Source organism: Eggerthella hominis (assembly GCF_014287365.1).
Classification (GTDB): domain Bacteria; phylum Actinomycetota; class Coriobacteriia; order Coriobacteriales; family Eggerthellaceae; genus Eggerthella; species Eggerthella guodeyinii.
In genome coordinates this window covers 58,467-79,178 of record NZ_JACOOA010000003.1, presented here as the reverse complement: position 1 = coordinate 79,178, position 20,712 = coordinate 58,467, and the positions used below count along the sequence as shown (strand labels likewise).

At 65.7% G+C, this 20,712-nt stretch carries 16 protein-coding genes; 5 read left to right on the top strand and 11 right to left on the bottom strand.

Annotated elements, in window-relative coordinates; genetic code table 11:
- Nucleotides 1–40: 40 nt before the first annotated feature.
- Together glmU and nhaA are read right to left on the bottom strand one after the other, a co-directional pair.
- The gene (glmU, locus tag H8S61_RS07905; protein WP_186938597.1) at nt 41–1,402 is read right to left on the bottom strand and encodes a bifunctional UDP-N-acetylglucosamine diphosphorylase/glucosamine-1-phosphate N-acetyltransferase GlmU; all 1,362 of its coding nucleotides are present in this window, start codon (nt 1,400–1,402) and stop codon (nt 41–43) included.
- 70 nt (nt 1,403–1,472) lie between these two features.
- A complete protein-coding gene (gene nhaA / locus H8S61_RS07900) occupies nt 1,473–3,338 on the bottom strand; it encodes a Na+/H+ antiporter NhaA (RefSeq protein ID WP_255466529.1) in 1,866 nt (621 codons plus the stop codon).
- A 273-nt stretch (nt 3,339–3,611) separates the two neighbouring features.
- Here nhaA and hpf point away from each other — a divergent pair, with 273 nt between their 5' ends.
- Entirely contained in the window at nt 3,612–4,187 is a 576-nt protein-coding gene (gene hpf / locus H8S61_RS07895) for a ribosome hibernation-promoting factor, HPF/YfiA family (RefSeq protein ID WP_015761403.1), read from the top strand.
- Between the two features lie 85 nt (nt 4,188–4,272).
- On the opposite strand, the gene H8S61_RS07890 is transcribed toward hpf, so the two are convergent.
- On the bottom strand, nt 4,273–5,718 hold the full coding sequence (locus H8S61_RS07890) for a response regulator transcription factor (protein ID WP_186938596.1): 1,446 nt from the start codon (nt 5,716–5,718) through the stop codon (nt 4,273–4,275).
- Nucleotides 5,719–5,951: 233 nt separating this feature from the next.
- Here H8S61_RS07890 and H8S61_RS07885 point away from each other — a divergent pair, with 233 nt between their 5' ends.
- Together H8S61_RS07885 and H8S61_RS07880 are read left to right on the top strand one after the other, a co-directional pair.
- Nucleotides 5,952–6,554, top strand: a complete 603-nt coding sequence (locus tag H8S61_RS07885; RefSeq protein ID WP_186938595.1) for a Tat pathway signal protein — start codon at nt 5,952–5,954, stop codon at nt 6,552–6,554.
- Nucleotides 6,555–6,611: 57 nt separating this feature from the next.
- On the top strand, nt 6,612–6,830 hold the full coding sequence (locus tag H8S61_RS07880) for an acyl carrier protein (protein WP_009609420.1): 219 nt from the start codon (nt 6,612–6,614) through the stop codon (nt 6,828–6,830).
- 97 nt (nt 6,831–6,927) lie between these two features.
- Here the strand turns inward: H8S61_RS07880 and H8S61_RS07875 are convergent, their stop codons facing one another.
- Complete coding sequence (locus H8S61_RS07875; RefSeq protein WP_186938594.1) at nt 6,928–8,451, bottom strand: FAD-dependent oxidoreductase; 1,524 nt, start codon at nt 8,449–8,451, stop codon at nt 6,928–6,930.
- A 249-nt stretch (nt 8,452–8,700) separates the two neighbouring features.
- On the opposite strand from H8S61_RS07875, the gene H8S61_RS07870 reads away from it, so the two are divergent.
- The gene (locus tag H8S61_RS07870) at nt 8,701–10,182 is read left to right on the top strand and encodes a helix-turn-helix transcriptional regulator (protein ID WP_255466528.1); all 1,482 of its coding nucleotides are present in this window, start codon (nt 8,701–8,703) and stop codon (nt 10,180–10,182) included.
- 197 nt (nt 10,183–10,379) lie between these two features.
- Here the strand turns inward: H8S61_RS07870 and H8S61_RS07865 are convergent, their stop codons facing one another.
- The 3 genes from H8S61_RS07865 to H8S61_RS07855 all read right to left on the bottom strand — a co-directional run bounded on the left by H8S61_RS07865 (nt 10,380) and on the right by H8S61_RS07855 (nt 14,224).
- On the bottom strand, nt 10,380–11,693 hold the full coding sequence (locus tag H8S61_RS07865; RefSeq protein ID WP_186938592.1) for a bifunctional folylpolyglutamate synthase/dihydrofolate synthase: 1,314 nt from the start codon (nt 11,691–11,693) through the stop codon (nt 10,380–10,382).
- 217 nt (nt 11,694–11,910) lie between these two features.
- On the bottom strand, nt 11,911–13,383 hold the full coding sequence (gene gltA, locus H8S61_RS07860; RefSeq protein ID WP_186938591.1) for an NADPH-dependent glutamate synthase: 1,473 nt from the start codon (nt 13,381–13,383) through the stop codon (nt 11,911–11,913).
- A gap of 1 nt (nt 13,384) precedes the next feature.
- Nucleotides 13,385–14,224, bottom strand: coding sequence for a sulfide/dihydroorotate dehydrogenase-like FAD/NAD-binding protein (locus tag H8S61_RS07855; RefSeq protein WP_186938590.1), 840 nt, complete (start codon nt 14,222–14,224; stop codon nt 13,385–13,387).
- 286 nt (nt 14,225–14,510) lie between these two features.
- On the opposite strand from H8S61_RS07855, the gene H8S61_RS07850 reads away from it, so the two are divergent.
- Complete coding sequence (locus H8S61_RS07850) at nt 14,511–15,434, top strand: magnesium transporter CorA family protein (RefSeq protein ID WP_186938589.1); 924 nt, start codon at nt 14,511–14,513, stop codon at nt 15,432–15,434.
- A gap of 185 nt (nt 15,435–15,619) precedes the next feature.
- On the opposite strand, the gene H8S61_RS07845 is transcribed toward H8S61_RS07850, so the two are convergent.
- The 4 genes from H8S61_RS07845 to H8S61_RS07830 form a co-directional block, all read right to left on the bottom strand.
- Nucleotides 15,620–16,765 carry a Fic family protein gene (locus H8S61_RS07845; RefSeq protein ID WP_186938588.1) on the bottom strand — a complete coding sequence of 382 codons (1,146 nt, stop codon included), beginning with the start codon at nt 16,763–16,765 and terminating at the stop codon, nt 15,620–15,622.
- Between the two features lie 176 nt (nt 16,766–16,941).
- Entirely contained in the window at nt 16,942–17,583 is a 642-nt protein-coding gene (locus tag H8S61_RS07840) for a uracil-DNA glycosylase (protein WP_160941412.1), read from the bottom strand.
- A 15-nt stretch (nt 17,584–17,598) separates the two neighbouring features.
- Complete coding sequence (gene alr / locus H8S61_RS07835; protein ID WP_160941413.1) at nt 17,599–19,005, bottom strand: alanine racemase; 1,407 nt, start codon at nt 19,003–19,005, stop codon at nt 17,599–17,601.
- Nucleotides 19,006–19,145: 140 nt separating this feature from the next.
- On the bottom strand, nt 19,146–20,681 hold the full coding sequence (locus tag H8S61_RS07830; protein WP_154332828.1) for a helix-turn-helix domain-containing protein: 1,536 nt from the start codon (nt 20,679–20,681) through the stop codon (nt 19,146–19,148).
- Nucleotides 20,682–20,712: the final 31 nt, after the last annotated feature.

Below are 20,712 nucleotides of genomic sequence, written 5' to 3'. Positions count from 1 at the left end.
GGGGGCGACCGCGTCGCCCCCCCTCGTGTCGCTATCCTTGCTATCCGCGCTTCTTGGCGGCCCAGCCGGGGATCTCGCGCTGTTCGGGGCGCGTGAGCGCCAACGAATCGGGCGCCACGTCCTTGGTGATGCAGGAACCCGCGCCGATGATGGCGCCCGCGCCGATGTTCACCGGGGCCACCATCATGGTGTCGCTGCCGATGAACGCGCCGTCGCCGATGGTGGTGGCGTGCTTCTTCCTGCCGTCGTAGTTGCAGGTGATGGAGCCGGCGCCGATGTTCACGTCCTCGCCGATGGTGGTGTCGCCGATGTAGGACAGATGCGGCACCTTCGAGCCCTTCCCCACCGTGGACTTCTTGATCTCCACGTGGGTGCCGGCCTTCGCACCCTCGCACAGGTGCGCCGCCGGACGCAGGTACGCGCGCGGGCCGCACGTGGCGCCGTCGTCCACCTGGGCCTCGACGGCCACCGTCTCGTCCACGACGCAACCCCGTCCGACCGTCGTATCGGTCAGGCGCGAGTCGGGGCCGATGACGCTGTCCTCGCCGATGCTCGTCGAGCCCATGAGCGTGACGTTCGGCAGCAGCTCCACGTCCTGCGCGATGGTCACGTCGGGGCCGATCCACACGAGTTCGGGATCGACCATGGTCACGCCGGCGGCCATATGCGCGCGGTTGATGCGGCGCTGCGCGAGCTTCGTGGCCTCGGCCAGCTGGATGCGCGAGTTCACGCCGAGGCACTCGGCCGCATCGTCGCAGGCCAGGGCCAGCACGGGGCGGCCGGCGTTGCGGCAGATCTCCAACACGTCGGTCAGGTAGAACTCGCCCTGGGCGTTGTCGTTGCTCACCTGCTCGAGCGCCGCGAACAGCGCGCGGGCGTCGAAGCAGTAGAACCCGGAGTTGCACTCGCCGAGCGCCGCTTCCTCGGGCGTCGCGTCCTTCTGCTCCACGATGCGCGCCACCGCGCCCTGCTCGTCGCGCACGATGCGCCCATAGCCGAACGGGTCGTCCAGCTCCATCGTGAGCACCACCACGGCCGCGTCCGCCTCTTCGCGCGCGGCCACCAGGCGCGCGATGGTCTCGGACGTGATCAGGGGGCAGTCGCCCGACAGCACCACGAGCGAGCCGTCGAAGTCGGCCAGCGCGTCCTTGCACACGGCCACGGCGCCCGCCGTGCCGTTCTGCTCCACCTGCACCACGATCTGCGTGTCGCCGACCAGCGGCTCCACCTGCTCGCGCGCATGCCCCACCACGGACACCACGCGCTGGACGCCCGCATCGCGCGCGGCGTCCACCACCCAGCGAACGAGCGGCTTGCCCAGCACTTCGTGAGCCACCTTCGGCTTCTTGGACTTCATCCGGGTGCCCGCACCCGCGGCCAACACGATAGCGGCAGCTTCCATATCGCTCCTTCGCAACGCAGTTTCCATCGTCAAGACTATCAAGATTAAAAAGTATAGCGCAACGGCGCGATCACCGTTTGCTCTCGGAGCCGGGATCGCCGGAAGCACTGGATGCATCGACTGCGCCCGACTCGCGGGGCGCGTCAGGCGCGCCCGCCATGCCCTCGACGTCCTCCTCCTCGCGATGCAGCGCGCGCTGGCGCGCCTCTTCGCCGCCTTCGCGCACCAGGGCCTCCTCCACGCTGAGCAGGGGCGGCTTCCCCTCGTCATCGAAGTCGCGCTGCATCTGCTCCAGCAGGTCGTCCTTGCCCTCTTCCTTCAGCACGCGCACCACCTCGTTGCGCACCGCTTCGCGGACATCGCCGATGGAGCCGCCGCCCAGCAGGCCCGTCGGGCCCAGGTCGACGACGATCTCGAATACGCCGCCGCGCTTCTTCGCTTCTTCGACCTCGCTCTTGAGGCTCGGGTCCTCGATATCGCGCAGCAGCTCCTCGGTCTCGCGCGCCGCTTCGCTGCCCGCCGTCTGGCGCGTCACGTCGTCGCCGCTGGCCGACAGGTACGCCACCCCGCGCTTCTGCGCCGCCTTCGCCTGCAGCAGCAGGAACACGAAGCCCAGCACGCCTGCGATCAGCGACGCCGCCAGGATGGCCAGCTTCGCCGTGGCGATGTGCATCTCGTCGGTGAACGCGAGGTTCGCCACGAAGATGGCCATCGTGAAGCCCACGCCGCCCAGGATGCTGGCGCCCAGCATATGGAACCAGTTCACGTTCTCGGGCAGCGAGGCCAGCTTGCTCTTCACGATGATGAAGCTCATGAGCATGATGCCCAGCGGCTTGCCCAGCAGCAGGCCCAGCATGACGCCGTACAGCACCGGGTCGGTGAGCATGGCGCCCACGTCCATGCCGATGAAGCTGACGTCGGCGTTCGTCAACGCGAACAGCGGCAGGATGCCGAAGTACACCCACGGGTACAGCTTGTGCTCGAGACGCGTCGCCGGCGGCACCACCTGGCCCGCCACGCGGCTGAGGGCCGTCACGGTCTTGATGTAGTCGCCCTGCGCGATAACCGGCGTTTCAGGCTGGAACGCATCGCGTGCCTCGCGCACCTTGTCGCCCGACCAGGTGATGAAGCTCTTGAGGTTCACGCGCGACCCCGAGGGGATGACGAACGCCAGCAGCACGCCCGCGATGGTGGAGTGCACGCCCGACATGAACACGCAGTACCACAGCACGGCGCCCACCAGCAGGTACGGCACGAGCGAGTAGATGTGGTTGCGGTTCATCAGCACGAGCACCACCAGCACGACGGCGGCCATGGCCAGCCAGAACATCGATGGGCTGTGGCCGTAGAAGATGGCGATGACCAGGATGGCGATGATGTCGTCGGCCACGGCCAGCGTGCTGAGGAACACGCGCACGCCGCTGGGGACGCGGTTGCCCAGCAGGGCGAGGATGCCCAGCGCGAACGCGATGTCGGTGGCGGTGGGAACGCCCCAACCTTGGGCGGTTTCGGGGTTCGTCGCGTTGAACACCAGGTAGATGCCGATGGGGGCCAGCACGCCGCCGATGGCGGCCATGATGGGCAGCAGCGCCTGGCGGATGTTCGTCAGCTCGCCCACCGTCAGCTCGTATTTCACTTCCAAGCCCACCAGCAGGAAGAACACGGCCATGAAGATATCGTTGATCACGTGCGCCAGCGACATGCCCGCGAACGCATCGCCGAAGAAGAAGCCCGCCTCGGTGTGCCAGAACTCCAAGAACGCCTCGTACGCGCCCGTGTTCGCCACGATGAGCGCCACGACGGCCGCCAGCAGCATGACGCCGGCCGCCTTCGTCGACGAGTGGGTGAATTGGATGAGTTTCCTGTATCGTGCCTGATGACGCTGCACTTCGTTGATGAAAATGCGCTGCGTTCCTTCTTGATTCTGTTCGGTCATGTCGCCCTTTCGGCTTCGTCGTTTGCCGTATTATCCCCCAATTACCTGGTGCGTCCGCTCGATTGTTACCCGTTTTTAGATCGATTTCACAACAAAGTAAAATGCCCGGCCAAAATATCATGAATTGCGCTATTCTGTACTCATCAGCTTAGGCGTTAGGAGTCGGCTTGGGATTCGCGTGGAGGGCATATCACCCATTCGCTCGTATGACCAGGTGCGATGACAACGACCGAGCTGTTTTTTTTATTCGCCACGAGGTAAGAGGTGATCGCTATGAGCATTACCGTCACCGGACGCAAAATGCCTGTAACCGACGCGCTGCGCGAGTACGCCGAGGAGAAGATCGGCAATTCCATGAAGGTCATGGACATCGATCCGCTCGTAGCCGAAATCGTGCTGTTCGTTGAGAAGAACCCCGCCAATCCTCGCCCTGCCGTCTGCGAAGTCACGCTGCGCACGAAGGGCCACATCATTCGCGTCGAAGAACACGAAGAGGATATGTACGCCGCCATCGACGTGGCCGCCGCCAAGGTCGTCCGCCAGCTGCGCAAGTACAAGACGAAGGTGGTCGACCGCAAGCTGCGCGCCGCCGACGAGACCATCCGCATCGAGCCTTCCGCCGCCGGCGAGCTGGACGTTGACGGGCTCATGCAGGAACTGTCCGACGACGAAGTGGTGCGCGTGAAGACGATCGAGTTCGAGCCGCTGACCGAAGAGGAAGCGCTCGTGAAGATCGACCTCTTGGGCCACGACTTCTTCGCCTACACCGACCGCGACAGCGGCCTCGTGAACGTGCTGTACCGTCGCGACGACGGCGGCTACGGCCTCCTCAAGCAGGCGGAGGAGTAAGCGGTTACGCCTCCCCAACCTCGCACGAACGAACGCCGGCGGATTCCACATCGCCGGCGTTTTTCTTTGCCGTGCGCCGCCGCCCTCAGTCGGCGAACAGGTCGATGAGCTCCTGCTTCGAATGCACGCCGAGCTTCGCGTAGATGTTCTTCATGTGCGTGCGCACCGTGGCGGGCGAGCACACCAGCTCGTCGGCGATGAACGCGGCCGAGCGGCCCCGCGCAAGCTGCAGCATGATCTCCGACTCGCGCGCCGTGATGCGGTATTCGGCCGCCAGCTCTTCGGCGCGCGCCGCGAAACGATCCTCCTCGGTGACCACGATCACGCGCTTCTCGTCGGTCGACGGTCGCCGCCGCGTCAGGTACAGCAGCAGCATGGAAAGCCCGTACACCGCCGCGATGGTGACGATCCAGTACAAACCCTCGGCCTCGTTGCCCGACGCCCCTCCCAGCCAATAGCCCGCCATGCCGAACAGCAGCTGCGACAGGCGGATGCACGCCGTGGCGAACGCGAACAGCACGTACGTCTTGAGCTTCTTCCGCTGTATCTGGCACAGGATGAAGTACAGCGCGCTGAACGAGATGAACTCGTACACGAGCACCAGTAGGCCCTGGAGCGCTTGCGAAGCCCAGCTTCCCAGCGTGAGCGGCAGCAGCACCACCAGCGCCAGCAGTATCGGGAACAGATAGCGGTACAGCCGCTCCACGTCCACCGCGCGGGCGACGACGACCACGACGAAGCAGAACACGAGCGCCGCCGAAATGGCCCCGACGGCGGAGATGATGCCCGACCCGTCGGTGGCGACGCCGAGGAAGAACCCGTTGAGGATGCTCACCGTCGCCTCGAGGACGATCGAGACCACCAACGCGTCGGCGATTCCCATCGCGCCCTGGCGATACGCCTTGAACGTCGCGGGCGCCGCGTCGTCTTCGGAGGAATCGAGCCACGCGCGGCCCCTCGCGCGCAGCAGCAACGCGACCGCGCCGACGAGCAGCACGCCCACCGCCACGACGAACGGCACGCCCATGAGGCTGCCGCACGCCAACGTGATCACGCTTTTCACCAGCATGCCCAGCGCCAGGATGCCCGCGATCCGCGCCGGCGTCTGATGGGCCACCACCTCGAGCCACGAGAGGTTCAAGCACGTCGATGCAACGCCGTACGTCAGCGCCAGGAGCACGAACACCCCCGATGAGCCGGGGGCGATCCAAGGAGCCACGGCGGGAGCGGCAACCAGGAGCAGCAGCAGCGCCGGCAGCACCACGGGCAGGCGGAAGCCGGGAATGAGGCCCTTCCACGCAAGCGCCATCACCGCGAGCGCGCACAGCAGCGACGACAGTGCGGTTGTCATGGAGAACGACATGTCGGCGATGAACAGCGTGGACGTGGGAACCGAAGCGAGCGCCGAGGAGTACAGCAGGGAATTGGCGCCCCGGAACAGCCCGTATCCCAGCGCAAGCGCCAGCGTCCGACCGTTGACGAAGAACCGGCGGTAGTCTGCTGCCTGCGTTGCGTAGCGGCTGTCTTGCATGATCCCCTCTCGCGTCAAGTACCTCCGTATTCTAACCGTTGAACGGCCCCGATGCCCCGCACACCTCGCGCCTCAAACGGCCAAAACGAAAAATACCGCAAAACAGGGCAGAGGCGAAACGGGGCGAAATACCGCAAAAGGCGGCAAGGTGAACCGCCGTCTTCGAGGCAGAATCCAGAAAGCAAGGGAACGGGGCGAGCGGATGCGCGCCCCTCTGTCAGAAGGGATGAACCATGGAAGAACAATCTCAGGGCAAGCAGCTCAACCGACGCTCGTTCATTCAGGGTATCGCGGCGACGGGCGCTCTCGGCATCATGGCAGGCGCGGGCCTGTCGGGATGCGCGCCGCAGCAGCAAAGCGCCGCCGCCGAAGCGCCGCAGCAAGAGGCGGGTGCGAGCGCAGGCGAAGTGCACGAGTGGGTCGACGCGGTATCCTCCGCGAGCTTGGCCACGAACAAGTACACCACCTTCACCGAAACGCAGCTGCAAGACGCCGTCATGGCGTACCAGACAGAATGCGTCGTCTCCACCTCGAACGAGGACGGCACGCCGAACATCGCCATCTTCGTGCCCGCGGCCATGATCGACGGAACGTACGTCGCGTTCACCTGGGCCGAAAACCAGACGAAGGCGAACTTCGAGCGGGCGAAGATCGGCATGATCGCCTTCGACGTGCCGAACCCGACGGCCGAGACGAAGGAGCTGCGCCACCAGGGCTCGGTGGTGAAAGCGACCCTCGTGGAAGACGAATCCGTCATCGGGAAGCTGAAGGACGCCGACGAGCAGCTTGCCGTGTGCACCTTTGTGGAGATTACCGAACTCCTGCCCGTCGGTTAACTCTTCGCGCGTTGTCCGATACAATGGGTGCCACCGAAACCAGACGATAGGAGCGGCATGGCAACCATCGACACCATCAAGACCATCCTCGAGGAGAACCTCGACATCGACCCGAGCACCGTCGAGGAGAGCTCGACGTTCGACTCGCTGGGCATCGACTCGCTCGACATGGTGGAGCTGATCTGCGACCTCGAAGAGGCCTGCGACGTGGACTTCGGCGAACCCGAGGGCCTCGACACCGTGGGCAGCCTCGTGGAGTACATCGACTCGCTGTAAGCGCGACCGCGCACGCAGCGCCATCCAGCAGCACCGCGAAGGCCCGCCGATCGGCGGGCCTTCGCTTGTCCAGGGAGAATCGGGCCAGCGGAAAACCTTACGCGAGCGCCGCCTTGGCCGCGTTGGCGCCCGAGAAGCGACCGGAGGTGTAGGACCAGTTCAGGCCGCACCCGCCCGCCGGGTAGTCGTCGTAGATGAACGTGCCGCAGCACACTTCGCCGGCCGCGTACAGGTGCGGGATGGGCTGACCGTCGGTGTCGAGCACCTGGAACTCGGTGTTCACGCGATAGCCGCCGAAGCTGCCGTGCGTGCACACGCCCATCGTCAGCACGTAGAAGGGAGCCTCCGCGAGCGGGACGAGGTTCTCGGCCTTCTTCTTGAACTGGGTGTCCTCGCCGGACGAGGCCAGCTCGTTGTACGCGTCGAGCGCCGTCTGCGCCGCAGCGCCGTCGATGCCGAGCGCTGCCGCCGCCTCGGCCAACGTGTCGGCCTTCGCGAACATGCCCTGCTCCAAGCCGAAGTCGAGCTTGCTGCGCAGATCCTCGTCAAGCGCGTCCACCATGGCCTGGTCGTACACCGCGAAGAACTTCTGATCGTCGAAGTGCGCCACGTCGTAGTAGATGTCGTGCGTCTGGCCGGCCTCGTTGGCGAAGCGCTCGCCCTTGGAGTTGATCCACAGCGCCTTGTTGCTGATGAGCTTCGACTGGCCCGGCTCCACGGGACAGGCGAGGATGCCGTTCGTGCCGCCGTGGCCCACGTAGTCCGCGCCGATGTCGAGGCCCATCTGCAGCCCCTCGCCCGTGCAGCCGACGCCCACCTCGGTGTACACGCCCGAGTAGTCGGGGCAGTACTCGTCGATCATCTCGACGTTGCGGCAGAACCCGCCCGTGGACACGATCACGTTCTTCGCGTTGTAGAGCACCGTCGAGCCGTTCCCGCGCTTTGCGAGCACGCCGGTCACCGCGCCGCCGCCATCGACCACGAGCGATTCCACCGTGGTGCCGAAGTGGAACTCGGCGCCGTGCTCCTGAGCGTACGCCGTGACGGCGCGCAGCGCGTCCATGGCGTTGTTGACGCAGTTGTGGCCGCGCGGCACTGGGTCCTTGCCCTTCTTCGACACGGTCTCCTTGAAGGGCACGCCCAGCTCGCCCGTCAGCCAGTCGATGGTTTCGCCGAAGTGCTCGGCGCAGAACTTCTGCACGTCGTAGTCCAGCTTGTCGCCGCCGCGCGACAGGAAGTAGTCGAGCAGCCCGGACGGATCGTCCTCGATGCCCGCGGCTTTCTGCAGCTGCGTGCCCGCGCCGTAGAACGTGCCGAGGGCCAGCGAGCTGGAACCGGCCAGCCACGCCATCTTCTCCAGCAGCACGGTCTTCGCGCCGGCCGCCGCAGCCTGGCCCGCCGCCGTCACGCCGGCACCGCCGCCGCCCAGAACCACCACGTCGAAGTCCACTGTCTCGTGCGCCTCGGCCTGCTGCGGCGCGCAGCCGAACAGGCTGCCCAACGCCATGGTGGCCAAACCGCCCGTCAGCGCCTGAGCGAACTGCCGGCGCGTCAGCGGCATGGAAGCCCTCGTCGTCTCGGTGGTAGCAGTGGCGGTGCGTCCCGTCTTGATTCCCGTCATGATTGATCCTTTCCTCCCTGGGGTGATGCTTCATGCCCTGCACTCTACGCACGATGCGCGCACCTCAGAAGCCACCTTCCGGGTGAAAAACGCCCGATGCCGCCGGGTTTCACCCGGAAGGTGTGAGGCGCGCTCTACGCGTAGTGCACGCGCTCGGGCGTGCTCGTATATACTGGTTGCCGTACTTCGTCCCCCTGCAAGAATCGAGGATCGATGCCGCACGCGAGCGCAACCGCTCGAACGAATCAGATGCGCGCCCTCATGGGCGGCGCCTTCCTGCCGTCGTTTCTGGGGCTGGCGGCCACGCGCGTCTGGCTGCAGGTGAACCTGTTCGCGTCGTACACGCAAAGCGACGACGGGCTGTTCACGGTGGTCAACAACCTCGCGTACGGCCTGATGATGGTCATCGGCGCGGCCATCGCGCTGCGCAAGCCGTTCTCGAAGGGCAACCGCACGGCGGTGGCGTGGCTCGGCTTCGCCGTCATGACGTTCTCCACCGTGCTCATCCTGGCGGGCAAGGAAACCGGTGCCGTCGATATCTTGGCGGTGGCCAGCGTGTGCGCCGGCATCGGCGGCGCACTGGGCGGCGGCATGTGGACGGCGGCGTACGTGCGGTTGGGATTGCGCCAGTCGGTGCTGTACGGGTTCCTGTCGCTGGCCCTCGGATCGCTCGGCGGCCTGGCGCTCAGCTTCCTGCCCGAGGCGCTCAGCTACACGGTGAGCATGTTCATGCCGGCCATCGCCCTCTTGTGCTACCAGCGCGCCATGAAGACCGACGTGGGACCGCAGCCCGCGCCCGAGCCGATCTACGACAAAGAGCCGCGCAGTACCATGCTGTTCATCTTCGGCGGCCTGGCCGTGTTCGGGTTGGCGCTGGGCATCTCGCGCGGCTTCCCCGCCGGCGAGCCCGTGCCCATGGACGCGCTGCAACGCGTCGTCCACCAGATGGGCGTCGTGGTGATCAGCCTGTTCATCATCTGGTGGTTCATCGTGAAGCGCAAGCGGCTGAGCTTCTCGTTCCTCTGGCGCATCGAGATCATGCTGGTGGCCGCAGGCATGCTGATCCTGTCGGTGTTCCCCGGGCACTTCACGGGGCTGGCCATCGCCACCGTCAACATCGCCGACACGCTCATGCTGGGCGTGCTGTGGATCACGCTGCAGGACGTGGCGCGCCACACCACCACCGACGTGTACGCCGTGTACGGGTTCGCCTGGGCGTCGCGTGTGCTGTCGCGCGACGCGGGCCGCGTGCTGATCATGGTGCTGGGCGCGATGGGGGCCTCGTCGTACGCGGTGACCGCCGTCATCGGCATCGTGGTGTTCGCGCTGGCCGCCAGCATGGCGCTGCTGCTGTCGGACGGCATTTTGAAGCTGCGGCCGCTGTTCACCGAAGACGTGGCGGCTCCCGCCCGGCGAAGTGCGGCGGGCGCGGCGCGCGAGACGAGGCGAGCGGAGATGGAAGGGGCGGGAGCCGCGGCACCGGCCCCCGCGGCGATGCCGAGCGCGCAGGCCCATCCGGACCCGCAGGAGTGGTTCCGCGACGCGTTCGACCTGTCGGAGCGCGAGACGGAAGTGGCGCTGCTCATCGCCCAGGGACGCAGCAAGTCCTACATCGCCGAGGCGCTGTGCCTGTCGGAGAACACGGTGCGCACGCACGCCAAGAACGTCTACACGAAACTCGACGTGCATTCGAAGCAGGAATTGATCGACCTGCTGCAGAATAGGGAATAGAGGCCTATCCTCTTCCCTAGCGCGGCGGAAGCTTCGGCATGCGCGCGTCTTGCTCCGCGCCGATCGCATGCCGCTTCCTTGCCGAATCGGCGCGACGTGCGGTCGCTAGGCCGCAGGCGCCCTTTCGCGCCATGGGGAGGGGCTGCCCCCAACGCACGCATTCCGACCCCCCCCCGCAGCGCCTGGGCGAAAGGCGTCTACCCCTCCAGCTGTTCTTTCAGCGCGCCTACCGAGTACAGGCTGCCGAACGCGCAGATGAGGCCGTCGGCTCCCGCCAGCTCGCGCGCCTTCGCCAGCGCGTCGGCCATGTCGCGCGCGACGTGAGGCCGCATGTGCGCCGAGCACCCCAGCACGTCCTGCCCCGTCCAGCGGATGGCGCGCGCCAGCCTGTCGGCGGAAAGCGCGCGCGGGTTGTCGGGCGTCACCGCCACGAACCCCCCGACGAGCGGCATCACGGTTTCCAGCATGGCCGGGTAGTCCTTGTCCTCCAGCACCCCCATGATGAACACAGGCTTGCGACCGGGGAACACGTCGGCCAGCGAATCCACGAGCGCGCGGGCGCCCTGGGGATTGTGCCCGCCGTCCACGACGACGGTCGGCTCGCCCTCCCCCGCGCGCACGATCTCGAAGCGCCCCGGCCAGGCGGCGTCTGCGACGCCCTGACGCACCGCGTCGTCGTCGATGGCCCATCCGCGCGTGCGCAGCGCTTCGGTCACCTCGATGGCCAGCGCCGCGTTCGCCGGCTGGTACGATCCCAGCAGCTTCGTGCGCAGGTCGGCGAAGCGCCCGTACGAGAACGAGCGCGCGGGCGCGCCGAAAGCGCCCCAATCCACCGGGCCCACGTTCAAGCACGCGAAATCGGGCACGGTGAGCGTATCGCCCGCCGCCGCGACCGTCTGCTCGACCACGGCCATCGCTTCGGCGTCCTGCGGCCACGACACCACGGCGGATCCCGGCTTTACGATGCCGGCCTTCTCGCCCGCGATGGCGGCCAGCGTGGTGCCGAGCAGCTTCGTGTGGTCGAGGCCGATGCGCGCGATGACGGCCGCCTCGGGCGCGTCGATGACGTTCGTCGAATCGAGGCGCCCGCCGAGGCCCACTTCGAGCACCACGATATCGCAGCCCCGGCGCGCGAAGTGCACGAGCGCCACCGCCGTCATCAGCTCGAACTCGGTGGGATGGTCGGCCATGGCCTCGGCCTGCCCCTTCACGAGCAGCGTCGCCGCGGTCAGCTCGTCGAGCGTGATGTTGGCGCCGTCCACGCGGATGCGCTCTTCGAACGTGATGAGGTACGGGCTGGTGAACAGCCCCGTGCGCAGCCCCGCCGCCTGGAGGATGGAGGCCAGGTACGCGCAGGTCGAGCCCTTCCCGTTCGTGCCCGCCACGTGGACGAACTTGAGGCGATCCTGCGGCCGGCCCAGCCGGTCGAGCAGCTCGCGAATGCGGTCGAGCCCCAGCCGCGACTCCAACCAGCGCGGCTCGTTGATGTAGGCGATAGGATCGAACGACATAGGGACCTCCTGATGAGATGGGGATCGAGGCGAATGTTTCACGTGAAACATTCGTTCGCGCTTGCGCGAACATGCGAGGCGCTCCCCTGGCGCGGGGGCGAACCCGCGGGCGAACGAGCGCGTACCGCGCCGATTCGCGACGGGCGCGGCGTGCGATCGGCGCGGCAAGCGGCGCGGCGTATCCCGAACGACACGCCGCGCCACCGACGGGCGGCCGTCAGGCCTTCGGAACCAGATACTCCGCGATGCCCGCCGCCGCGCGCTTGCCGGCGCCCATGGCGAGGATGACGGTTGCCGCGCCGATGACGGCGTCGCCGCCGGCGAACACGCCCGGCTTCGACGTGGCTCCTGTGCGCTCGTCGGCCACGATCAGGCTGCGCGGCGTCACCTCGAGCCCCGGGGTGGTCTTCGCAATCAGCGGGTTGGTCTTCGAGCCCGCCGCAACCACCAGCATGTCGATGTCGATGACGAACTCGCTGCCTTCGACCGCCGTCGGACGGCGTCGCCCGCTCGCGTCGGGCTCGCCCAACTCCATGCGGACACACTCGACGCCCGACGCCCACCCGTTCTCGTCGCCCAGGATGCGCGTCGGGTTCGTCAGCAGCTGGAAGTGAATGCCCTCCTGCTCGGCATGGTGCACTTCCTCGGCACGCGCCGGCATCTCGTCGCGGCCGCGGCGGTACACCACGGTCACGTCGGCGCCCAGGCGCTTCGCCGTGCGCGCGGCGTCCATGGCCACGTTGCCGCCGCCCACCACCACGCACTTCTTGCCGGCGTACACCGGCGTCTCGTACTCGGGGAACAGATACGCCTTCATGAGGTTCACGCGGGTCAGCAGCTCGCTTGCCACCGACACGCCGTTGAGGCCCTCGCCCTCGATGCCCAGGTAGCTGGGCAGGCCCGCGCCCGTGCCCACGAACACGGCGTCGAAGCCGCGGTCCTCCATGAGCTCATCGATGTCGTACAGCTTGCCCACCAGCGCGTTCACCTCGAACGACACGCCCTTGTCGCCCAGCTTCGACACCTCGCGCTGCACGAGGTCCTTCGGCAGGCGGAACTCGGGGATGCCGTAGGTCAGCACGCCGCCCACCTTGTGCAGCGCCTCGAACACCGTCACGTCGCAGCCGAGCTTCGCCAGCTCGCCCGCGCACGTCAGCGACGCCGGGCCCGAGCCCACGACAGCCACGCGCTTGCCGGAGAGGTCGACGGACGTCGGCGCGTCGTCATCGGCTTCGCCGCCTTCGGCCTCGCGCGCGAACGCCTCCATGGCCGCAGCCGCTTCCTCGGGGTGCTCGAACGCCCAATCGGACGTGAAGCGCTCCAAACGCCCGATGGCCACGGGCTCGCCGTTCTTCCCGCGCGTGCACACGCCTTCGCACTGCGTCTCCTGCGGGCACACGCGGCCGCAGATGGCGGGCAGCGAGTTCGCGCTCTTCACGATGGCGTACGCGCGGGCGAAGTTGCCCTCGGCCACCTGCGCGATGAACTGCGGGATGGGCACGCCCACGGGACAACCGCTCACGCACGGCGTGTTCGGGCACTGGATGCAGCGGCGCGCTTCGGTCACCGCCTCCTCTTCGGAGTAGCCCAGCGCCACTTCCTCGAACGTCTGCGCGCGCTCGACGGGGTCGAGCTCCGGCATGGGGACGCGCGTCTTCTGCTTGTTGGCTTCGTAGCTCATCCGCGCCATGCTAGGCCCCCTTCCGCTCGTTGCAATCGTGGCCTTCGCGCGCCGCGCTCTCGAAGCTGCGGTACATGACGCCGCGGCGCATGGCGTCGTCGAAATCCACCAGATGGCCGTCGAAGTCGGGGCCGTCCACGCACGCGTGCAGGTACTCGTCGCCCACCTTCACACGGCAGCCGCCGCACATGCCCGTGCCGTCGATCATGAGCGGGTTCATGCTGACGTACGTCTTGATGCCGTAGGGCTTCGTGGTGGCGGCCACGAACTTCATCATGATGACGGGGCCCACGGCCAGCACGAGGTCGTAGTCCGCTCCCTCGTCGATGCGCTGCTGCAGCGCCTGCGTCACCAGGCCCTTGTTGCCGTTCGAGCCGTCGTCGGTCATGATGACCTGGCGCGTGGAATGCTGGTTGATCTCGTCTTCCAGCAGCACGAGGTCCTTGTTTCGGAAGCCGGTGATCACGTCCACCTCGCAGCCGTTGTCATGCAGCCACTTCGCCTGCGGAAACGCGATAGCCGTGCCCAAGCCGCCGCCGATGACGCACGCGCGCTTCGCACCTGCGAGCTCGGTGGGGTTCCCCAGCGGCCCGGCGAAATCGAGCAGCGCGTCGCCCGCCTTCATCTGGGCGAGACGCATGGTGGTGGCGCCCACCGCCTGGAAGATGATCGTGATGGTGCCGGCCTGCGCGTCGCAGTCGTTCATGGTGAGCGGGATGCGTTCGCCCTGCTCGTCGATGCGCAGCATGATGAATTGACCGGGCTTGATCTTTTTCGCGATCTCGGGGGCACGCACCACCATGCGCGTCACCTCGGGATTGAGCGCCTCTACCTGTTCGATGGGATACACGTCTTCGCCCTTCTCGTCTCAGATACAAAAGCAGCACCGAAAGCGGTGCCGTCTCGTAGATGTTATCGCCAGTATAGCAAAGGGGTCCCAGCCCCTTTGTTTCAAGCGTGTTTCCACCCGGCCAGTGGAGGAAATCCCACCGGAAGGGTTCTCGCAGCGCCCCGACAGGCGTCAACAATCCCCTTACGGGCTGCGCCGGGGGCGGGATGGGGCAATGCTGCGTGGTAAGCTGAGGAATCGCCCGACACGCGGGCGCACCGCCTCAGCCCCGTTGAAAGAACGCACGATGGCCCACCTCTACCTGCTGAACAACCACTTGGAGCCCGCCCCCGCGGGCACGCCCATCGATGCAGATCAGCCCATCGTCGAAGTGCTGACCACGCTCGAAATCGACGAGGCGCGCTTCCTCAGCCCCGACATGCAAGCATCGCTGCGCTCGATTTCAACCGTGGAGAACACCTACCTCGACGTGTTCCCCCACTGCCTCATCGGCTCGTTCGCCGTGCCCGACAAAGACCACGTGCTGTTCGACCCGCGCTGCTTCGCGTTCTACCTCGACGCGACGCACCTCGTGTTCCTCGACGACGGCGACACCTGCGCCCCCGTGCTCGACGTCATCGCCACGCAGCACATCGTGAAGCAACCCACCGTGGGCCACTGCCTGTTCGAGTTCATGAAGCTGCTCGTGAAGAACGACCTCTCGTTCCTGGCCGACCTCGAGGACCGCATGGAGGACGTGGAGGAGTCCATCATCGACCGAGGCATGGACGCCAGCAGCCGCAACATGCTGACGTTCCGGCGCAAGCTGCTGCGCATCGATACGTACTACCAGCAGCTCGTCGACATGGCCAGCGGCATCGCCGAAAACGAGAACAAGCTGCTCACCCACGAGGAAAGCCGCCTGTTCCTCGTGCTGGAGCGCCAAGCTGAGCGCCTGCTGAAGCGCTCGCTCACCCTCAAGGAATACAGCTTGCAGCTGCGCGAGCTGTACCAGACGCAAATCGACCTGCAGCAGAACAACACGATGCAGTTCTTCACGGTGATCACCACGCTGTTCGCACCGCTCACACTGCTGACCAGCTGGTTCGGCATGAACTTCGCGAACATGCCCGGCCTCGACTGGCGCTGGGGCTACCAGACCATCATCGCGGTGTCCGTGATCCTCGTCATCGTCGAGATCATCCTGTTCAAACGCAAGAAGTGGCTATAGCGTCCCAAAGGAGACAGGCACCTTTGGGACGCGTTCGATAGCACGCAACAGAGAAAACGGCTCAACCGCACCCCGCCGCCCCGCTAACGAAAGAAATTGCCCGATTTCTTTCGTTAGCGCACGAATCTCCCCCGCTAACGAAAGAAACCTTTCGTTAGCGGGGGAGATTACGAGTCGAAATGCAATTAGATAGGATCAGTGCCAGGCTCGAGAATATCCAGATACCGCTGGAATACGAATCGCTTGTTTCGCTGCGCTCGCGGCTCGACATCCCTCAACACTCCGATATCGCAAAGGTTGTCTATCACTGTTTTTGCTGTAGGCTCGGACACGCCGAGAACCTCCGCCGCTTTGCGTTTGGTGATCGAAGGCGACTCGAAAAGCCGGTCAAGCAAGAGGGTATGGTTGGAATTCAAGCGTGCGTCGCCGATTCGCTGCAGGCAATCACTCTGCAAAGCGATGATCCTCTTCGCAGAAGTAACTCCCTCCTCGGACGTTTGGGCAATGCCCCGAAGAAAGAAAGCTAGCCACTCTTCCCATGCACCTTTGAAACGAACATCCATGAGGCGATCGTAATACTCTCGACGGTTGCGTTTGAAGTAATAGCTGAGGTACAGCACCGGTTGCGAAAGAATGCCCTCGTTGCACAACCAGAAGGTAATGAGCAAGCGCCCCATACGGCCATTTCCGTCCAGGAATGGATGAATGGTTTCGAACTGCGCATGAATGAGTCCTATCTTGATCAACGTAGGTATCTCGCTGCAATCGTAAAAGAACGTCTCCAAATCGCCCAACGCCTTATGCATGTCGTCGACGGCAGGCGGTACATATGCAGCGTCGGCAAGCGAGCATCCTTGCGCGCCGATCCAATTCTGCGAATATCGAAACTCACCCGGAGTTCTTTCGCTACCACGCCCGCTTGCTAGCAGCCGAACATGGATCTCCCGCATCAAACGAAGGCTCAGGGGAAATTCACGTAGGCGATTTAGCCCGTGATTCATGGCATCGATGTAATTGGCAACCTCCTGCGTGTCGTCGTTCAGTCTGCTTTCTTCGATTGCAAGCACATCTTGCAGAGATGCTTGGGTGCCCTCGATTTGAGAGCTGAGAAGCGCTTCCTTTTTCACATACATCGACACGAATAGATCTGGGTCGGGAAGCACCTGCGTAACGCCGTCGAGTCTACCGAGCTTGCGATCAGCTTCTGAGAGCAGCCGCATTAATTCAGGTGAAAACAAAACAGGGGGATCGGGCGGAAGCGGACTCGGAACAAAAGCACGATAACCGCTCGCCTGGGGTTCATAGTGCCCTGATCGATTGGATGCTGCCATGCGATCCACCTCTTTCCCAAATACAATGTAAGTAAAGAATCGAAAGAAAATGATTATTATCTTTCATTGTACTCTTCTAACGAAAAAAATTGCCCGATTTCTTTCGTTAGTGCACGAAAATCCCCCGCTAGCGAAAGAAACCTTTCGTTAGCGGGGGCTCGTGGCGCAAAGAACGTTTACAACAGCGTGGGCTGCTCGGGCTCTTTGGCGGCTTCGGCGGCCGCGGCCGCTGCCGCCGCCGCAACCTTCTCCGCATCGCTCGCGCGCAGCAGCTCGCCCAGCGTGGCGAAGTCGTTCTCGAGCGCCTCGCGCTTCGAGCCGTCGTACAGCGCCGCCGCCGGGTGGAAGATGGGGAACACCTTGAACTTGCCGGCGCGCTGCACCGAGCCGTGCAGGCGCGTGATGCCGATATCGGTTTTCAGGATGAACTTCGTGGAGAAGTTGCCCAGCGTCACGAGGAACTCGGGATCGATGGTGCGCGTCTGTTCGCGCAGGTAGGGCGTGCACAGCTCGATCTCCTCGGGGCGCGGATCGCGGTTTCCCGGCGGGCGGCACTTCAGCACGTTCGCGATGAACACGTCCTCGCGCGTGAGGCCCGCCACCGCCAACAGCTCGTTGAGGTACTTGCCCGCCGCGCCGACGAAGGGCTCGCCTTGCAGGTCCTCGTTCTTGCCGGGCGCTTCGCCGATGATCATGACGCGCGCCTCGGGGTTGCCCACGCCGAACACGGTTTGCGTGCGCCCGTCGGCCAGCGGGCACTTGCGGCACCCTTCCACCTGCGAGCGAAGTTCGTCGAGCGGGATATGCGGCTTGGTCATGCGAGTCCTCCCTTGTTACACGTACACGCGCGGCATGCGCAACGCGAAGCCGACGGCCAGCTCGTAGTTGATGGTGCCCAGCGTGTTCGCCATGTCGTCGAGGGTAATCACGGAATCGCCCTCGCGCCCCACGAGCAGCACCTCGTCGCCGATCAGGGGATCGAGCCGGCGGCGGCTGCCGTACACGCGCAGATCGACCTCGAACATGCACTGGTCCATGCAGATGTTGCCCACCTGGTGGCAGCGCTGGCCCTTGAGTATTACGTCGGTGCGGCCCGACAGGCCGCGGCGCAGCCCGTCGGCGTACCCCACGGGAACCGTGCAGATCTTCACGCTGCCGGGGCTGCGGTAGTTCATGCCGTAGCTCACGCCCTCGCTCATGGGCACGGTGCGCACGTCGGTGATGCGCGCGTGCACGCTCATGACGGGGCGCAGATCGATCATCGGGCGCGTGACGCCCGACGGATGCAGGCCGTACATGCCGATGCCGAGGCGTACCATGTCGAACTGCACGTCGGGATAGCGGATGGCGGCCGCCGAGTTCGCAGCGTGCACGATGCCGGGGTTGACGCCCGCCGTGCGCAGCGCCGTGATGGCCTCGATGAAGCGCTTGACCTGGATCTGGAAGTCGAGCGTCTCCGCCGAGTCGGCGGTGGCGAAGTGCGTGAACGTGCCCACGAGGTCGAGCGCGCGATGGAAGCTCACCTGGCCCATGAACTCCACCACCTCGTCGTGGCGCACGCCGATGCGGTTCATGCCCGTGTTCACCGCCAGGTGGTACGGCGCGCGCACGCCGAACGCGTCGGCCGCCTCGGCGTACTGGATGGCGAACTCGGAGGTGTAGACACTCGGCATGACCTTGTAGGCCAGCAGCAGCGGAATGGCCGTCTCGGGCGGCTGCGACAGGATGAGGATGGGAGCGTTCACCAGCGCTTCGCGCAGCTCGATGGCCTCGTTCACCGTGGCCACGCCCAGGTAGTCGGCGCCGGAGTTCAGCGCGGTCTTGGCGCAGCGCACCGCGCCGTGACCGTACCCGTCGGCCTTCACCACGGCCATGAGCCGCACGCCGTTGTCGATGCGCTGCTTGACGGCGCTCGTGTTGTGGCGGATGGCGTTGAGGTCGATCTCCGTCCACGCCCAGCGGCGGTCGATGTCGGGGATGAGGCGCAGCTTGTCGGGATCGAACTGGGCCGGCTCGCCGTCGGGCCGCGCGTGGTCGCGCGCGTACTGGAACGCGCCCTCGGCGCCGCTGCTGAACGCTGCCGTGGCCGCCTCGTACGCGCCCCTGCTGCCGGCCGCGCCGTTCGCGGGGGGCTGCGCGCCGACGTACCGCGGCGTGCCCATCGCCGCGCTCGCGGACACGAAGCCGTTGGGCCTGCGCTGCGAGAAACCGGTGAACCCGTTGGGAAGATCCTGTGCCATGCTCTACGCCTTTCAGTCGATCGGGCATCAGTATAGCACTGGCACGAGGGGTGGGAAGGAGGCAAGGCGCTTTCCCCACCGCCCTAGGGCGCGGAGACGCGGCCTGCGGGCGCGCACGCCGCGTCGCATCGCAAAGGGTCTCACCCCTCCAGCATGTCCAACAGCTCTTGACGGCGGTGGATGTCGAGCTTCGTGTAGATGTGCTTCGCGTGCGTGCGCACGGTGTTCTCGCTGATGACCAGGCGCTCGGCGATCGATGCCATGCTGTTGCCGCGCGCGATGAGCTCCATGACCTCGGTCTCGCGCGTCGACAGCCCGTGCGCCTCCTGCAGCATGAGGCACTGCTTCGACGTGCGGTCGCGGATGACGCCGGCGTCTTCGGAAGCCGAGGGGCGGTTGCGGCGGCGCTTGGCCGCGGGCTTCGCCGCCTTCTGCTGCCGCGGCTCCTCCGACACGCCGGCCGCCAAAAACTCGATGGGGTCGGCCGTCACCGTGCCCTTCGCCACGAGCGGCTTGAACAGCGTGCCGGTGGCCACGAGCAGCGTGAGGCCCAGCACGTAGCTCGACACCATGGCCACGACGAACAGCCACTCGCGCCCGTCCACCGACACGAAATCGCTCACCCACCCCAGCAGGAAACCGGCGCTCTGCATGATGTAGGCCACGCCGCCGAAGAACCCGTAGATGAACACGGGGTTGATGCCGCGGTCGCGCGAGATCTGCGCGCACTGCATCATCATGAGCATCTGCACGAGCGAGAACACCATGTACGTGAGCGCCGCGAACAGGTTGAGGTAGGTCGCGCCCAAAAACGGCAGCAGCAGGAACCCCGTGATGATGAGCGGGTACACCACGCGGAACACCGAGGTCAGCCCGAAGCGGAAGCTCATGCGGTACCACAGCACCAGCAGCACCGCCGCCGACACGAGCGAGCCCAGCATGGACGCGCTGTTCACCACCGCCCCGATCTCCTCGTGCAAAAGCGCGATGCCGCGGATGACGCCGCTGGCGAACGCGAGCGATCCCACGCACAGCGCGCTGCGCCAATAGTCGGCCACCACCTGCCGATACACGCGCGGATGCTGCTGCGGAACATCCTCGAACATGGGCTGGTCCACCTGCATCTCGCGCACCGACAGCGCGATGCAGAGGCCGCACAGGGGCACGAACACGAGCGGGATGAGGAACGCCGTCAGCGCGATGGGCACGAGGTACAGCGCGAAGTAGATGAGCGGCGCGATGGCCGTGCCCACGATGAGCCGCAGGTTGCCCTCGGTCGCCGGCAACGACGCGAAGTAGCGCTGCCACAGCATGAACATGCCCGCGCATCCGATGCCCAACAGCACGCCGCCGGCGAACACGAGCGCAAGCGTGATCATCGTCGTGTACATGGCGGCGATAAGGCAGGCCGAGCCGGCGAACACGAGGATGGCGCTCAGCGACACGAGCATCACGCGCGCCCCGCGCGGGAAGTAGTACGATCCGAACATGCTCGCCACGAACGCGCCGCCGAACGCGAGCGCCTGCGCCAAGAAGAACGTGAGGGTGATTTCGGCGGTCTGGAATTCCAGCGGCAAAAACGGGAAGACGCCGCCCCAAATGGATGTGGCGTTCACCGTGAGGAAGCATGCGTAGCCCCAACTGGACACGTGCATGCGCGGCATCGTTCGAGCCATGGTCCTGCAACCCCCTCCCCGTCTCGTGATG

What these genes read in the sequence shown, in the direction of transcription:
- glmU (WP_186938597.1), bottom strand. Translation starts at nt 1,402, where the DNA reads ATGGAAGCTGCCGCTATCGTGTTGGCCGCGGGTGCGGGCACCCGGATG.
- nhaA (WP_255466529.1), bottom strand. Translation starts at nt 3,338, where the DNA reads ATGACCGAACAGAATCAAGAAGGAACGCAGCGCATTTTCATCAACGAA.
- hpf (WP_015761403.1), top strand. Translation starts at nt 3,612, where the DNA reads ATGAGCATTACCGTCACCGGACGCAAAATGCCTGTAACCGACGCGCTG.
- H8S61_RS07890 (WP_186938596.1), bottom strand. Translation starts at nt 5,718, where the DNA reads ATGCAAGACAGCCGCTACGCAACGCAGGCAGCAGACTACCGCCGGTTC.
- H8S61_RS07885 (WP_186938595.1), top strand. Translation starts at nt 5,952, where the DNA reads ATGGAAGAACAATCTCAGGGCAAGCAGCTCAACCGACGCTCGTTCATT.
- H8S61_RS07880 (WP_009609420.1), top strand. Translation starts at nt 6,612, where the DNA reads ATGGCAACCATCGACACCATCAAGACCATCCTCGAGGAGAACCTCGAC.
- H8S61_RS07875 (WP_186938594.1), bottom strand. Translation starts at nt 8,451, where the DNA reads ATGACGGGAATCAAGACGGGACGCACCGCCACTGCTACCACCGAGACG.
- H8S61_RS07870 (WP_255466528.1), top strand. Translation starts at nt 8,701, where the DNA reads ATGCGCGCCCTCATGGGCGGCGCCTTCCTGCCGTCGTTTCTGGGGCTG.
- H8S61_RS07865 (WP_186938592.1), bottom strand. Translation starts at nt 11,693, where the DNA reads ATGTCGTTCGATCCTATCGCCTACATCAACGAGCCGCGCTGGTTGGAG.
- gltA (WP_186938591.1), bottom strand. Translation starts at nt 13,383, where the DNA reads ATGGCGCGGATGAGCTACGAAGCCAACAAGCAGAAGACGCGCGTCCCC.
- H8S61_RS07850 (WP_186938589.1), top strand. Translation starts at nt 14,511, where the DNA reads ATGGCCCACCTCTACCTGCTGAACAACCACTTGGAGCCCGCCCCCGCG.
- H8S61_RS07845 (WP_186938588.1), bottom strand. Translation starts at nt 16,765, where the DNA reads ATGGCAGCATCCAATCGATCAGGGCACTATGAACCCCAGGCGAGCGGT.
- H8S61_RS07840 (WP_160941412.1), bottom strand. Translation starts at nt 17,583, where the DNA reads ATGACCAAGCCGCATATCCCGCTCGACGAACTTCGCTCGCAGGTGGAA.
- alr (WP_160941413.1), bottom strand. Translation starts at nt 19,005, where the DNA reads ATGGCACAGGATCTTCCCAACGGGTTCACCGGTTTCTCGCAGCGCAGG.
- H8S61_RS07830 (WP_154332828.1), bottom strand. Translation starts at nt 20,681, where the DNA reads ATGGCTCGAACGATGCCGCGCATGCACGTGTCCAGTTGGGGCTACGCA.